Annotated in this window: 13 protein-coding genes; 9 read left to right on the top strand and 4 right to left on the bottom strand. The window is 49.9% G+C overall.

All coding sequences use genetic code 11. The features are described 5' to 3' along the window. Positions 1–101: 101 nt before the first annotated feature. Both IEX60_RS04160 and IEX60_RS04155 read right to left on the bottom strand, forming a co-directional pair. A complete protein-coding gene (locus IEX60_RS04160; protein ID WP_188747761.1) occupies positions 102–1,400 on the bottom strand; it encodes an NAD(P)/FAD-dependent oxidoreductase in 1,299 nt (432 codons plus the stop codon). A gap of 37 nt (positions 1,401–1,437) precedes the next feature. Further along, entirely contained in the window at positions 1,438–2,940 is a 1,503-nt protein-coding gene (locus IEX60_RS04155) for an aminotransferase-like domain-containing protein (protein ID WP_188747759.1), read from the bottom strand. A gap of 63 nt (positions 2,941–3,003) precedes the next feature. Here IEX60_RS04155 and IEX60_RS04150 point away from each other — a divergent pair, with 63 nt between their 5' ends. The 5 genes from IEX60_RS04150 to IEX60_RS04130 all read left to right on the top strand — a co-directional run bounded on the left by IEX60_RS04150 (position 3,004) and on the right by IEX60_RS04130 (position 7,262). After that, complete coding sequence (locus IEX60_RS04150) at positions 3,004–3,615, top strand: FMN-binding negative transcriptional regulator (protein ID WP_188747757.1); 612 nt, start codon at positions 3,004–3,006, stop codon at positions 3,613–3,615. Between the two features lie 30 nt (positions 3,616–3,645). Next, a complete protein-coding gene (locus IEX60_RS04145; protein WP_188747755.1) occupies positions 3,646–4,173 on the top strand; it encodes a GNAT family N-acetyltransferase in 528 nt (175 codons plus the stop codon). 31 nt (positions 4,174–4,204) lie between these two features. Then, positions 4,205–6,109 carry a sensor histidine kinase gene (locus IEX60_RS04140; RefSeq protein WP_188747752.1) on the top strand — a complete coding sequence of 635 codons (1,905 nt, stop codon included), beginning with the start codon at positions 4,205–4,207 and terminating at the stop codon, positions 6,107–6,109. Beyond that, a complete protein-coding gene (locus tag IEX60_RS04135) occupies positions 6,099–6,746 on the top strand; it encodes a response regulator (protein WP_188747750.1) in 648 nt (215 codons plus the stop codon). Before IEX60_RS04140 ends, IEX60_RS04135 begins: the two co-directional genes overlap by 11 nt. 96 nt (positions 6,747–6,842) lie before the next feature. Beyond that, positions 6,843–7,262, top strand: coding sequence for a hypothetical protein (locus IEX60_RS04130; protein ID WP_188747748.1), 420 nt, complete (start codon positions 6,843–6,845; stop codon positions 7,260–7,262). 13 nt (positions 7,263–7,275) lie between these two features. Here the strand turns inward: IEX60_RS04130 and IEX60_RS04125 are convergent, their stop codons facing one another. Continuing rightward, a complete protein-coding gene (locus IEX60_RS04125; RefSeq protein WP_188747746.1) occupies positions 7,276–10,029 on the bottom strand; it encodes a Plug domain-containing protein in 2,754 nt (917 codons plus the stop codon). Next, the gene (locus IEX60_RS04120; RefSeq protein ID WP_188747742.1) at positions 10,010–10,801 is read right to left on the bottom strand and encodes a hypothetical protein; all 792 of its coding nucleotides are present in this window, start codon (positions 10,799–10,801) and stop codon (positions 10,010–10,012) included. The genes IEX60_RS04125 and IEX60_RS04120 overlap by 20 nt, the downstream gene beginning before the upstream one ends. Before the next feature lie 233 nt (positions 10,802–11,034). Here IEX60_RS04120 and IEX60_RS04115 point away from each other — a divergent pair, with 233 nt between their 5' ends. The 4 genes from IEX60_RS04115 (at position 11,035) to aroA (ending at position 15,689) form a co-directional block, all read left to right on the top strand. Next, positions 11,035–11,856, top strand: a complete 822-nt coding sequence (locus IEX60_RS04115; RefSeq protein ID WP_188747740.1) for a helix-turn-helix transcriptional regulator — start codon at positions 11,035–11,037, stop codon at positions 11,854–11,856. Positions 11,857–12,380: 524 nt separating this feature from the next. Further along, a complete protein-coding gene (locus tag IEX60_RS04110) occupies positions 12,381–13,205 on the top strand; it encodes a prephenate dehydratase (protein ID WP_188747739.1) in 825 nt (274 codons plus the stop codon). 118 nt (positions 13,206–13,323) lie between these two features. Beyond that, positions 13,324–14,430: a chorismate mutase gene (locus IEX60_RS04105; RefSeq protein WP_188747737.1), complete on the top strand. Its 1,107-nt coding sequence runs from the start codon at positions 13,324–13,326 to the stop codon at positions 14,428–14,430. Then, entirely contained in the window at positions 14,430–15,689 is a 1,260-nt protein-coding gene (gene aroA, locus IEX60_RS04100; protein WP_188747735.1) for a 3-phosphoshikimate 1-carboxyvinyltransferase, read from the top strand. Before IEX60_RS04105 ends, aroA begins: the two co-directional genes overlap by 1 nt. The last annotated feature ends 23 nt before the right edge of the window (positions 15,690–15,712 follow it).

The raw sequence follows: 15,712 nt of genomic DNA, 5'->3' as shown, positions 1-15,712 counted from the left end.
AGAGAGTTAGTTTTATACGATATGCATTTACAGCATCTGACTCCTATTCCAAAGGTAGTAAATATTCAGTTATTTAAGAAATTCCAGCAGGATGGCTATCCTTATTGCTCGCAGTCCTTCACTGACGATACTTCTTCTTCCTTATTCGGGCGGAGAATCAACCGCAAGGTCGGATCATTGGTGACAAACGACCATGCCCAATTCGTGGCAAGAACCAATTTATTACGGAAGCTGATCAACGGGATGATGTGTACAAACAACCAGCTTACCCAGGCAATCGATCCACGTAGAAAACCCTTGGGCAAATCGGCAACCGCCCGGTATTTGGAAATGATGGCCATTGTGCCTTTATTGCGATAAGCAAATGGCTTCATCGGCTTCCCATCAACCAAACGCGATAAGTTCTTGCCCAATAACCTTCCCTGCTGAATGGCCACCTGCGCCACCTGGGGATGGCCTTCGGGGTAATTTTTATCAGCTGTCAGCAGGCATTGATCACCTAATGCAAAGATGGATTCGGTATGCAGGACCCGGTTGAAGGCGTCCACATGAATGCGCCCACCACGGGCAACAGCATCCCCGGGAAGCCCTTCCACGTGGACTGCCACTACACCGGAAGTCCAGATCAGTGTATCCGTGGCAATGGTTTCGCCCGTGCTTAGCTGTACGTTGCCCGAAACGTAGTCGACCACCTTGGCGTTCAGGATAATCTTGGCTCCGAGTTTGTCCAACACGGTGTACGCCTCGTGCTGTGCCTTCTCACTCATTGGAGGCAATAGCACAGGCGCAGAATTGACAATATACAAATGGGACTTGAGATCGGTTAATTCCGGATATTCTTTAGCCACAATCTCCCTTCCCATCTCGGTGAGGATTCCCGCCAACTCTACGCCGGTGGGGCCTCCTCCGGCAATCACGATATTCAACGCTTTGTCGCGTTCAGACGAATCCCTGGTTCGTACAGCACATTCCATACGAAGCAATATGTGATTCCGCAGGTTCATTGCGTCGTCAAGCGTTTTCATCGGCATGGCATGCTCGGCGATGTTTTCAAAACCGAAATAATTGGTTCCGGTACCCATAGCCAGCACCAGGTAGTCGTACGAAAGGGTACCTGTTGTCGTTTCTACTTTTTTTTCCTTTGGGTCAATACGTTTTAACTCACCCATATGGAAACGGATGTGTGATTTCTCCTGAAACAACCGCCGGAACGGATAAGAAATATTTGATGGTTCGATGAATGCGGCAGCGACCTGGTAAATCAGCGGAGGAAAAAAATGGTAATTGTTCCGGTCGACCAACGTGATCAAAAACCGCTTATCTTTTCCAAGATGTTTAACAAAGTTGATCCCCGCAAATCCTCCTCCGATGACAATGACGTGCTTGATGTGATCTTTCATGTAGCTTTTTGACTTGCGGAAACCTCCAAAATCGTGCCTATCCCGCCAGACCCATCGCACGCTTCAATATCCCGACACTTTCTTCCAATGCGTCTTTGGTGGATGAGGCAAACCCTAGCCGGATGGCATGTGCATCATAAGTCGGATACCGATGTGGCATTCCATCCGAAATATACAATCCTTTTTTACGGACCTCGGCTGCAAGCTGGATAAGATCGATATGCCTGTCGAACCGCGTCCACACTGTCAGACCACCTTCCGGGACATCGAACTCCACCTGTCCGGCCAACTCAGTAGTCAGCAAATCACAGAAATAATCCCTGCGTTCGCGGTATACCGATAGCGCTTTACGTTGACTGCGCTGGATGGTTCCATCGTCCAGCAGTTCGGCCATTGCCCGTTCGAGGATATGGTCCCCTTGCCGATCCAATAGGGTCCTCACCTTCGCCAGGTGCGCAATCACGTTTTCCGAAGCGACCAAATATCCCAGGCGGAAGGCAGGGGAAAAAGTCTTGCTGAACGAACCGCAATAGATTACCATCCCCGCTTCATCGGCACTGGCCAACGGGAGTATGGGCCGATGTTTGTAATGGTAATCGAAATCGTAATCATCTTCGAAAATGACGAATCCATATCGATGCGCCAAATCCAGCAGGCGCAACCGCCGATCCATGGGCAGGGATACCGTAGTTGGGTAGTGGTGGTGTGGTGTCACATACACCAAGCGCACCTTCGTAGCTTGGCAAAGCTGTTCCAGCGCATCCACCTGTATTCCCCCGCCGTCTACCGGAATCCCTAAAAGCTGTGCACCCGCATGCTGGAAGTTCGCCTCTGCCCGCCGCCAACCGGGTATACCTGCTACGACCATGTCTCCCGGCTGGATAAGCCCGTTGCACACCAGGTTGAGCCCCATGACCGTACCACGTACGGAAAGCACATTCCGCTCCGTGATATTTAGTCCGCGTGTCAAATTGAGGTATCGGGTCAGCGAATCAAGGAAACGTCCAGATCCATTGGCGAGACCGTAACTACCGAATCTTCCATATAAATCGCCCCGATCCAGTTGTGCCCGGTAAGCCCGATAAAGCTCTTTCAGAGGTGCCAGCGATGGATCCGGAAAGCCATCGTCCAAATGCAGTCTCGTGGTCACCGGATCGACTCCGTGCTGCAGGTACTCCGCACCCCGTAGTTCAAAACCCGCCCGGCGTAGGCTATCCCGTTCTGCGGTTCCTTCACCCAATGCCCATGGTTTGGGCTGGGGAAGGCTGACAGCGACAAACGTACCCCTGCCGATGTGGCTTTCCAGCCACCCCTGCATCTCCAATTCCTGAAACGCCTTGGTAACCGTCAGCCGATTCAACCGGAGAATACCTGCCAATTCCCTGGAACCGGGCAGTCGCCCACCGGCCGGTATGCGGCCCTGTTGAATGAGAGTAACCATGGCCTCTGCCAATTGCAGGTACACCGCCTTCCCACACTGCGGCCTCAACGTAATCCCCGCAAACAGGGAATGCAAAATTGGACTATCCACTTTATCCATATTGGACGATAAAGATAGTCCAATCAGTCGGTAATTTTGCAAGGAACGAAAAAATTGAATGCCATGTATGTACCCAAGAGTTTCCAGTTTGACAATCCGGCCGAAAAAATCGCATTCATGCAACGCTATCCATTCGCCACACTGGTTACGGTAGCCCATGGCCTTCCTTTGGCAACGCACCTGCCTTTCGCGGTGGAAGAGAAAGATGGAAAAGTTATACTGAGTTCGCATTTTGCTGCTGGCAATAGTCAGACGCAATACGTCGAAACGGGTTCCTCCCTTGTCATTTTCAGCGAACCGCACGCCTACATTTCGCCACGCCATTACGACAAGCAGGAAAGTGTACCCACCTGGGATTATATCGCTGTCCATGCATACGGCAAATGCCGGATTGAACAAGATGCCGATGCCAAACTGATACTGCTGGAAAAGATGATCCGCTTTTATGAACCAAATTACCTGCAACAATGGACCTCCCTATCCCATCGCTTCCGGATGGGTATGCTGAGTGGTTTAACAGCATTTACCCTCGAAGTGACTGAACTTCAGGGCCAACGGAAACTCAGCCAAAATAAAACCATCACTGAACGCACACGCATTATCCGGCAACTGGAAGAAAGTCCGGTCGGTATAGAACAGGATCTCGCTAAGTATATCCAAAACACATTGAAATAACGATTCATTCAATTATCCCATTTAAAACTCATGAAACCGTTCACGATCCCCATCCAACTGGAAAACGACCGCACCCTCCTGCTGCCACTGCAGGAATCGGATTTCGGCACGCTGTACGCCGTAGCATCCGATCCGAAAATCTGGGAACAGCACCCGCAGCCAGACCGATGGAAAGAAGACGTTTTCCGCCTATTCTTTGAAGGGGCTCTTCAAAGCCAGGGTGCTTTTAAAGTCATCGATAAAGATACTGGAGCGGTAGCCGGAAGCACCCGATTTTACGATTACGATGCACCAAACCGGAGCCTCTTTATCGGCTATACCTTCTACGCAGTACGCTATTGGGGCAACGGACTTAACGCTTCGGTAAAAGAATTGATGCTGGACTATGCATTTCAATCCGTGGATACCGTATACCTCCATGTAGGCGCTTCCAACTTCCGTTCCCAAAAAGCCGTTGAAAAACTGGGTGCTCAAAAGGTGGCCGAAGAATGCGTGGCATATCAGGAAGGCACCCCAAAATGGAATTTGCGCTACCAAATCCAAAAGGGTAATCGGTAGCAAATTTTTAGCTAAGTTTGCGGTGCAGGATATGAACAGCATCGTATCATCCCATTTCAGCAAACTACTGGTGGTTGCCGCAAACCTGCTGCTGTACCTTGTTCCAGCCAGCCACGTTAACGGGCAGCAAGGCCTGTACACGGCCTACGGCAGCTATCCGGTGAAAACACCAGACACGCTCCTGGCAACTTACCAAAACGCAAAACGCCCCCAAGACAGGTTACGGGCAGCAGAACAATTAGTGACGTTCCACCAACCGTATGGTGCGTCCGATTCTGTTATCTATTATGCCAAAGCAATGGAAGCAGCGCTTTCTGAAATAACCCCGCCCCCACCTGACCGCGATCATCAGCTCATGCACATTAACCACATTTTAGCAGAAACCTTCCAAAAAAAGGGGCTATACTATGAAGCGCTGGGAAATTACCTGAACGCCATACAACTTGCGGAAAAAACGAGGGAGCGCACAGCTATAGATAGCCTGGAATTCGGACTCGCCAATGTCTATTCGCTGAGGGGACAAACAGCAAACGCCCTCGATATCTACCAAACATTGGTCCGTACCTCCAACAATCCTTACCTGGTCCACCAAATCCGGAAAGAGCTTGGTAAGATTTACCTGGCCCAACAGAAAGCCGGAGCCGCCAAGAACGAATTGGACACCGCCTACCACTACTTCTTGAAGGAATCCCGGCCGAAAGAGACTTTGGAAAGCCAACTGTATCTGGGTGATATTGCCTTGGTGGAAAACCGCGAAGACGAGGCGTTCGATAGGTATAATGACGTAAAGGACAAGGCCTATAAACATCAATTCATCGATTTATACGTCATGGCCGGACAGCGGATCGGCGACTTATTACTGCACAAAAAAGATTACGAAGGGGCACAGATGATGCTCGGCATGACTTATACCAACGCCATCCAACTGGAGGATCTCGAAAGCCAGCAAAAAGCCCTTCGCAGTCTCCAATCTTTGTATATCCAGATCAGGGACTACGAAAACGCCTATGCAATCAGCACCCAATACCGGATGGTTTCCGACGAAATCACCGCATTGCAGAATCAGCGGGAAGTAAATGAACTGGAAGCGAAGTACCAAACCGCACAGAAAGAAAAGGAACTGCTGAAGCAGCAGCAGGAAGTCGAAAAACAGAAAAGCGCCAAGGTTTTTCTGCTGGTTGGCTTCCTCGCCGTATTGATTCCATTGATTGCGCTTATGTACGTATACTATCAAAAACTCCAGGCCCAGAGTGCCCTTAACCAAAGTATGGAGCGACTGAATAAGCAGCGTATCACTACATTGATGAAAGAAAACGAACTGGAACTGCTAAAGGCAAACATGGATGGGCAGGAGGCCGAGCGTGAACGCATTGCCAGGGAGCTGCACGATAGCATCGGCGGTAACCTTGCAGCTATTAAATTGCAGCTGTCGTCATCCGGATCCCTCCACATTGTCAGGCAGGTAGATGATACCTATCAACAGGTACGCGACCTGGCACATCACTTGATCCCTCCTAAATTCAGCAAAGACGATTTTACCGAACTGATTGCCCAATACCTCAAAAATTTTGATATATCCGGAAAAACCACTGTTTCTTTCCAGGCTTTCCAAAAAGATACACTGAACACCATACCCAGTGACCTGAAAGTTGAAATTTACAAAATCATCCAGGAATTGATGACCAATACCGCAAAACATGCGGATGCAAGCCGTGTGGAGGTCCAGATTATGGTATTGGACAACGAATTGCAACTTATTTTCGAAGACAATGGAAAAGGGTTTTCGGCAGATGAAACAACACCGGGCATCGGACTGCGTAACCTGCACGATCGGCTGCAACGATGTCAAGGAACCCTAGAATTGAACACAACACCGGGAAGAGGAACGGTAATTGATATAACACTACCCATAAAAACTCAACAGCATGTCGTATAACATCCTAATTGCAGATGACCATATCCTCTTTTTGGAAGGCCTCTTGACCTTGCTCAAATCGGAAGAAGACCTGCATGTATTACTGGCCACCGACTCTGGGGATAAGGCATTGGCTTACATACGGGGCAACCAACAGAAGCCGTTGCACCTGCTGATTACGGATATCAGTATGCCCGGCATGGACGGCATCACACTGAACAACCAGGTGAAAGCTACCTGGCCGGGCATTAAGACACTGGTCGTGAGCATGCATACCGATACCTCGATAATCGACAACCTCGTCAAAAATGACGTAGACGGTTTTATCTCAAAAAATGCGGATTCGACAGAATTGCTGCAAGCCATACGGACCATCCTGAAAGGCGGGAAATTTTTTTCCGAAAATGTAAAAAAAGCCTACGTGGAAGGAATTTTCCACAAAGAAAAAAATACGCTCGAAACATTGACCACCCGGGAAAAAGAAGTACTGCGGCTTATCGCCGAAGAGCATACCACGCAGGAAATCGCCGACAAATTATTTCTCAGCAAACATACCATTGAAAGCTACCGGAAAATCCTATTGTATAAATTGAATGCCCGCAACCTGGCGGGCCTCACCAAATATGCCATCAAACTGGGACTTTTGGAAGAGAAGTGATCACCCCCGGAAACAGGGGGATGGTTTTCACCGAAAAACAGGTTGTCCGCCCTTCTGGTAAGCGCCATCTTTGTTCCGTATCAAATTCATAAAAACATGATTTACGGAATTACACTCATTTTTTTAAGTATCCTCGCTGTCCCTTCCCTTATTTTGTCCAGAAAGCCGGACGCGAAAGAATTGCTGGCGAAGATCGAACCCTATCAGGGATGGATCGGCATCGTTGTTTGTTTTTGGGGCGTATGGGGCCTTGTACAAGCCATCCTGCACCTCGACTGGCTTACCAATGCACCGGTGTGGTGGGGTACCCTACTGGCCGGAAACATCGTACAGGCAGGCTTGGGGTTCCTGCTGGGTTATCCTCTACTCAATAAACACCTGCTTTCGGGCAACGCCGGCGCACAGCAAAAAGCCGAACGCCTACGGGCACGTATTGCTCCCAAGCAGGGCAAGCTGGGGATGTTGGGCATCGCCGTGGGTGCCTGGGTGATTATCGCATCCTTTCTTTTTATCTGAAAATCCAATCGGTTCAGTCGGTCACCATGTATTCCAGTTCCTGGTAACCGATTTGCCCGGCCGGTGACAGGGCCTCTACGACCACCATCGTTTCGCCAACCGCATCCGAATGGTAATAGGAGGCCTTAACCGTTCCGTCGGCTTCTGCAGTTAATTCCGGTGCCCAGTGGATCAATGTCCGTAAATCGGGTCTCGCTGAATCTTTCGCTGCGGGCGATTCATAACGCGGCGCATAAAACTCGATAGTAGGAGAATATACGGGTACCGAAGTCTGTAAGAGGCCTGTAGGCTTACGGGCAGCATATACGCCGTTCCCCGCATGTGTATAGATGGCAATTACACTGCCGACTGCAGGCACTTCTAACGGCGATGCCTCGGGATACACCTCTTGATAGAGCCGACTGAAATTCTTTGCATAGCGGATAAGTTCTACACTTTTCACTTCACTGGGTGGGATATTCGGAATAAATTCATAGCTGTGGCCGGGTACTGGAATACCATCCACAACGACCAGCGTAGTTTCGCCACCGATGATACTTGCCCGGAGGTAACCGCCGCTCCCTCCAACCCGATCGATACGCAGATCGTGGGGGAAATTGAACAGCAACACACTGTACAATCCATATGACCATTTTTCTTCCCTCTCCCGGATGGCATCACCCGAAATCACGACATCAGACTCTCCGTACCGATCAAAAACCCTTTGCTGTTGCGGACTGAGCGCCCTACGTTCCACCAATACCTCGTCCAACAGGATCTCGCCCGCCGAAAGCCGATACGAATATTCGCGTTGCGCCCGTTCCTGCCGTTTTTTGACCACATAGGAAACTACGCTGTCTATCCGTTCAACGGAACGCTCTTGGTCATATGTAATCGCCGGAGGCTTCCTTTCATCCAGCGACAGTGTATAGTTCCGCTTTTTCCCTGCCTTGTTGGAGCTTTGAATCAGCACATCCAACGAATCGGTGTATTCATCGGCCAACCCGAAATAAAAGCGTCCGAGACTATCGGTGTTTTGAGCAATTACCGATTGCCTTTCCCCGAATGTCATCAGCGTAAGTCCGATCCCTGCCTGCGCTTTCCTGGAAAGAACACCGCCCACTTTTCCACTGATATATGGATAGGGTTCATTTGGAAAAGGAAGGGTATCTCCCGGCGGTTTATCATAGTTGTACTTTCGCCACCCCTGCGTAAGCATCAATGCATCTAGATCTTCAAACCGAGCCTCCTCTGCCTGCCTGAAATAATACCCCGGCTCTTCGACGTTGCCGCGCAGTTCCGATGACAACAATAAACGCGAAAGCAGGTTCTCCCGCACTGTCCACGCATTCCCCACATGGTCCTTATTGATCACCATAACAGAGACCTTCGCGCCAACCGGCTTCCCCTTCTCATCGGCCACCTGTATGGATAGGTCCACTTTATCACGCTTCCGATACCCGGCTTTATCTGTTGATACAGCCAGATACAGCCTCTCACTCGGCCGCTGGTTGAAAAAGAGCCTCTCGGCCAACGGCTTCATATCCTTATCCATCAGCGTGAATAAAAGAATGCCTTCGGGCAGTTCCGCAACCGGCAGTGACGTGGTGATCTGTTGATTTTTCAGCGAGGCCCGGATGAGGTAATACAGCATGCCACGGCAACTCACCTGGACAAACAGGCTGTCTTTTTCTTCGTGATTGGAATAAACAGCCACCTCAACAGTTTCCGCCGCCTTGGTAACAGAAAGCACCCGCCCTTTATCCACTACGTTTGGAAGAGGGTAACGGTGGGTGCCGTGCCCGCCCGACGATGAATCCAACACCGCATAGTAGGACACGCTGCTGTCGGCAGTTAAGGTGAAACTTCCCATTCCCAAGTGATTGCTTCCAAACGATGTAAGGGTGTTGCCGCGGCTGTCCATCACAACTCCTGACACCGCGGTGCCTCGCCCCAGACCATTAACTGCCTTAAAGCCTACTTTGCTTGCCAACCCATGTACCAGTTGCCCACTTTCGGCAAAGAACTGCAAATCCAGCAGACTTTCTTGAAGCGCGAGGGTTTTGGTGTACCGGATCCCATGTTGTGTCTCCATCTTTACGGTGGCGATTTTTGCACCTTCCGGCAATGGATATTCGAGCGGATAAAATCCGTTGCGCGCACTTTTCAAAGAGAGTGTGTCTTTCTTTCCGTCAACCGTTACCTGTACGGCAAGCTGCTTTTGATGCTCCGGATCGATCAACGTGGGGTTTAACTGGGCTTGCAGCCAGTACCTGCCGGGTTCCCGTTCAGCCAGGTGTAACGCCGTCATGGGATTACGGCCAATCTCCCTGTTGGTGGGAAACACCGCCACGTAGGTTTGAAACATAAAATCCGGACCAAAGTTCCGGTTCCATTCGGTATAGGCACGCACCAGGTAATTTCCCTGCGTGTATTGCTCCTTCACCCCAAAACCTCCTGCACCGATTCCATCGGTTAATCTGATCCGCTTACGGTCCACAACCTGCTCATCCGGTCCGATCAGCTCCACATGAAGCACACCGCTCACGGCACTGGGCCGATGACTAGCCGATTCAACAACCACCCCCTTAAACCAAATCGTGTCGTCGGTCGTGTATACATCCGCATCCAATTGCAGGTAAATCTTTTCCGCAAAAGCCGCACTGGAAGCAACCTGATCGGATTGCGCATGAACGATAAGCGCACAGAACAAAAAGACAATGCTTGCAAGGATTGCGATGTCTCGGCTGCCCCGGTTACAGCCACTGCTATTGCATATCCCGATCATTTGAACAGGCTGTATCCACACCGATTACTTCAAATACATTCCTCCCCTGTTCTATGATCGGAATGGGATAACCTCCTTGTTTTCTGAAAAACGAGATACCAAAGCAAATAATCATCGGATCGGCCGATGCTTCCGGCAATTCCAGCCGGAACGTCTGGGAAGGAATGGTCTGCTGCCCGATGGGAAGCAATTCGTTCTCCTGTGCAACAAAGGGCAGTAGCTGATAATCTGTACTGAATGACAGGGCCGCAACATGAAAACTGCATAATTCGCCACCCTTCGGTGCCGCTATGGCGGAAACCGGGCACAATGCCGGGAGGACCACCTCCAACAAGCCCGTTTCCCTCCGATATGTGTAACGGGGCGAGGTGAATAATACATCTTTCAGCGCAGAAACGGCATTAAAACTGAACCCATGAAGCAAAGAGAGGCTCTTGGGCAAGACCACGCGTTCGCCACGACCATGAATGTCGTCAGCCCGGACAATTGCGGCCATCCTTGGCGTCAGCCGGTTTACCAGCGTAGTGTCTTCAAACAGTTCATGACGCTCGCCCAAGGATAACCTTGCTGCCAAACGGATAAGTCTCGCCGCGCTGCTGGCACGGCCAAATTCCGTGTTGTTTTCCCGGGTCCGCACATAGCGTGGGTCTTTTGCGATGCGCTCCTTACTGACTCCTGAACGTTGCCTGGCTAATGGTTTGCCGTTGCTTCGATAGAAAGACAAATTCCCAATTTGTCCTTCCAAAATAATAGAACCTTTCTGAGTGGCCATGATAAATGGCGTTATTGGTTCATGCTAAGGTACGGAAAATCCACGGATTATACAACCACCGCCCAGGAAGATCCCGGACGTAACATATATCAGACACACCATTAAAAAGGCGAATAAAAGGTGGCAAATAGGTGGATAATATGTGGTAAATACCCGACGAATAAGCGGATCAAACCTGTTAACAGTGGGGATAAAAAGGCTTTGTAACACTCATCAAAAAAGTGATATCTTTGATGTTGGAACACAACACACCGATGGCGGATTTCACGCAGTTTGATAACACTAAATTCCTGATTGACTTGGCTGATCAACTGCAGGACACCTGGCATTCGGGCCAAGAAGACTATTATACGCCGGAATTACGCGCTCAAATGGCCCTGTTGGAAGAAATGGCCAGATTAAATAAATGTGTCTATTCGCTGTTTGATTTTGAAAAATACCGATACATCTTCCATACCAAAAACCTCTTTGATTTAATCGGACTGACATCGGGCCAAAAAGCAGCAAAATGGGATTCATCCTATCTTTCGCTCATTGAAGACGGGAGACCGATTGAAAAATACCTAGCCCTGCGGAAGCAGTTTCTGGCCCTGCTTCCCGACGATGAACGGACCGCGTTCCAATCCACCACCTGCGGTTCTTTTGTGATAAACCTGAAGGGTCAGCGGCTACGGGGAATGTACCGGGCAAAGCCCTTAACTTTCGACGCATCGGGTAATGTGAAGCTAAGTTTTGACAGCGTATCCGATGTCAAAAACTTGATGGTAGCTCAGGTTGGCTATTGGATCCGCTTCGCGGCAAGCACTGTAGTCTACCACTGGCACTCCCATACCGACAAATTGATCGCGAAAGATATCGTATCGCCCCGCGAGGCGCAGTTTATCGCATTGTGGAAAGCAGGAAATACCATCCCCGAAATTGCCGAGCTCACTTACGTCAGCCCATTCACCGTCAAAAACCAGCTTGCCAATGCCCGTGCCCGAATGTTGGCACGCGACAATACCGCGCTTACCCAGCTTTGTTCTGTTACAGGTATCCTCTCAACTCCCTTTTAACGGCACCGCATTACTTTTTGGTCTATCGAACTATTGACGGGGTATACCGATTGCTGTTATCTTGCATGCAGGTATTACCACACCGTTTCAAAACCTTGCATGAAACAAATCTACCTAGCGTTGGCACTGGGGTTATGGTTATTCGGTTTATCGTTTTCCTACCCGTTCGGAGGGGGTAAAATGTCAAAACACAATCATTGATACATCTACTATATCGCTATAAAAAACGTGTGTTAGGCCGACGGTTTATGTTGGCGGCAGCCCCCGCCCTGGGGGCTGCCTTTTAAGGGTCGAAAGATGTCAGCTACATTTTTTTATTTTTTTTATTGACAATAAAAAATTCTTGCGTACATTTGGCGCATCAAAAATTAAATGATGTTAACACGTAACAATGCATACTGGTTTTTTGGTTTCTTTTACTTTAGCAGTAAGAGCCGGGATTAATATGCATTGATAACGAGAAGATATAAATGTAGAAAGTCCCGGCAAGAAAGCCGGGACTTTTTTTTGTCCTTTAATGAAATATGAGTATAAAAGTAGCCATACAGGGCGTTAAAGGTTCGTTCCACGAAGAAGCCGCCTACAAATATTTCGGCGATGAAATCGAAACGGTGGAATGTGAATCATTCAAAAAAACATGCGAACTGCTGAAGCAGGGAAAGGTCGACTATGTTGTGATGGCCATCGAAAATTCCATCGCGGGGAGCCTGCTTCCCAACTATAACTTACTCCGCGATTACCGTTTTCCGATTGTCGGTGAAGTATACCTGCACATCAAACTGCATCTGATGGCACTGCCGGGAGTTGCCCTGGCTGATATCAAGCATGTGCAATCTCATCCCATCGCGTTGCAGCAATGCAGTGACTACCTCGAAGAAAATCCGCATCTTAAGGTAACCGAGGCCGAAGACACCGCTGCCAGCGCACAACGGGTAAACGAGCTCCAACTGAGGGATACAGCGGCCATCGCACCGCAGCTTGCTGCAAAATTATACGGACTGGAAATCATCGAGCGCCGCATCGAAACCAACAAGAAAAACTACACCCGTTTCCTCATTCTGACCGACAAGCCCGAAGAAAAAACAAAAGTGAACAAGGCTTCAATATCTTTCCAAACGGGCAACGGTGTGGGGTCATTATCCACGGTGTTGCAATGTTTCGCTGAACAGCGCATCAACCTCAGCAAAATACAATCTATGCCGGTATTGGGCAAGCGCAACGAATATGACTTCTACGTAGATGTAGAATGGGAGAACCAAGCGGACTACGATACAGCCATCCGCCGCGTACTTAAACATACCAGCAATTTCAACATCATGGGCGAATACGTAAAGAATGACAAGGTGTGATGGGGGGTCAGTGGTCGGTGATCAGGGATGGGTGGTCGGTGAAACAGAAACACGAAAAAACAAAAAGTAAATAAACAAAATCGCAATACACAATACTTACTACACAATACACAAAAAAATGAAACAGACATTAGACATTGTACCCTTAAAATCATGGTTCGACACCGGCGATGCACCGCTGATCATTGCCGGTCCGTGCAGCGCCGAAACGGAGGAACAATTGGTCGCTACGGCTCATTTGCTTGCCAACACCGGCAAAGTAAACGCACTGCGCGCAGGCATCTGGAAACCCCGCACCCGTCCGGGCGAATTTGAAGGTATCGGCAGCATCGGTCTCCAATGGTTCCGCCGGGCCAAAGAAGAAACCGGATTGCCCATCGCTACAGAGGTAGCAACCGCCAAGCACGTAGAAGAAGCACTGGCCGCCGGGGTTGATATCCTTTGGATCGGTGCCCGCTCAACTGCCAACCCATTCACCGTGCAGGAAATTGCCGACGCCTTGAAAGGTGTTGATGTACCCGTGCTGATCAAGAATCCGGTAAACCCCGATCTCTCCCTGTGGTTGGGCGCCCTGGAGCGCGTAAACCGTGCAGGAATCAAAAAACTGGCTGCCATCCACCGGGGATTCTCGTCGTACGAAAAAACGGCATTCCGCAACGAGCCCATGTGGGACATTGCTATCCAACTGAAAACATTGGTACCCGATCTGCCGGTTATCAATGATCCCAGCCACATCTGCGGCAACCGCGAGCTTATTCCGTACATCGCGCAGAAGGCATTCGATATGGACATGCAGGGGCTCATCGTGGAATCGCATATCGATCCATCGGTAGCATGGACCGATGCCAAGCAACAGGTAACTCCGCAGGCCCTGGCTGACATCCTCACGAACCTTACATTCCGACATGCGAAATCGGACGATCCGGTATTCGAGGATAAATTGGCCGAATTGCGCAAAGACATCGACAAACTGGACGACCAGATCATCAAGATCCTCAGCGACCGGATGAAAATCGTTGAAAAAATCGGTGTCTATAAACGCGATAACAACGTAACCATCCTACAGGTAAACCGATGGGACGAAATCATTCATAAACGCAGCAACGTGGCACAAGCGCTTAAGCTGGATAAAGACTTCATCGTGAAGCTGCTGGAACTTATCCACAATGAGTCTATCCGCAAGCAGAACGAGATCATGAATACCACACCGGTAGCGGAGGCCTGATGGAAAGTGACGCGATCAGGCTTTCCCATCCAACGAAATCCCTCCAGGGAACCGTTGAGCTAACGGGGTCCAAAAGTGAAAGTAACCGGGCACTGATTATCCAAGCCTGGGGTGGCGACCGGGTGGAGGTGTCCAACCTATCGTCTGCAGCCGATACCGAAACGCTGAAACAGGCGCTGAACTCGGTGGCAGCGGTGCGCGGCGGAAAAGAAACCACGGTCATCGATATAGGCCCGGCAGGAACAGCCATGCGCTTCCTTACCGCTTACCTCACCACGGCCACCGGCCGCTACCTGCTTACGGGAAGTGAGCGGATGAAACAACGCCCGATCGGCATTCTGGTAGATGCATTGCGTGCATTGGGCGCCGACATAGCGTTTGAGGGACAAGCCGGGTATCCACCGTTAGCAATCAATGGTGGGTTTACCCAGACCACGGACAAGGTTACCGTGAAAGGCAATGTAAGCAGCCAATACCTGTCGGCATTGCTCCTTATCGCCCCCACCCTGCCGAAAGGACTGCGTCTGCAAATTGACGGCGAACTAACCTCCCGTCCTTATCTGACCATGACGCTCGATATGCTGCACGATGCGGGGATTCAGCACAGTTGGCAGGATGATACCATCTACATCGCGCCACAAAAGGCACAACATTGCCGGCTGACCATTGAACCTGACTGGAGTGCCGCCTCTTATTGGTATGCCATGGTAGCTTTGAGCAGGGACGCTCAGTTATTTTTGCCGAACCTGAAAAGCCAGAGCCTGCAGGGTGATGCGGCTATTGCGGATATCATGGCGCATTTTGGCGTTGCCTCCTCTTTTACCGATGGCGGCCTGCTTATCCGGAAAGTAACCGATTCTCCATCCACCGAAATCAATGTGCTTGATTTCAAGGAATGTCCGGATCTTGCCCAGACCGTCATTGTCTGTGCCGCCGCATTGCGCCGGGATCTCTCTTTTACAGGATTGCACACGCTCAAAATCAAAGAAACCGACCGCATTGCAGCGTTGCAGAATGAACTCGGTAAATTTGGTGTAAAGCTCCTCGAAGAGGGCGATGTGTATCATCTGAAAACGGGAGAATTGCAGCAGCCCAAACGCCTCAGTTTTGACACGTACGAGGACCATCGTATGGCAATGGCCTTTGCGCCCCTTGCTTTGGCATTCGACGGTATACAGATCAACGAGCCCCATGTGGTAGAAAAATCGTATCCGGATTTCTGGAAACATTTGAAACAACACGGATTTGTTATAACTTAGCTGCCGATTGGAAGTCTAAAATC

The organism is Parapedobacter defluvii, from assembly GCF_014642075.1.
Lineage (GTDB): Bacteria > Bacteroidota > Bacteroidia > Sphingobacteriales > Sphingobacteriaceae > Parapedobacter > Parapedobacter defluvii.
This window is presented reverse-complemented; position numbering and strand designations above follow the sequence as displayed.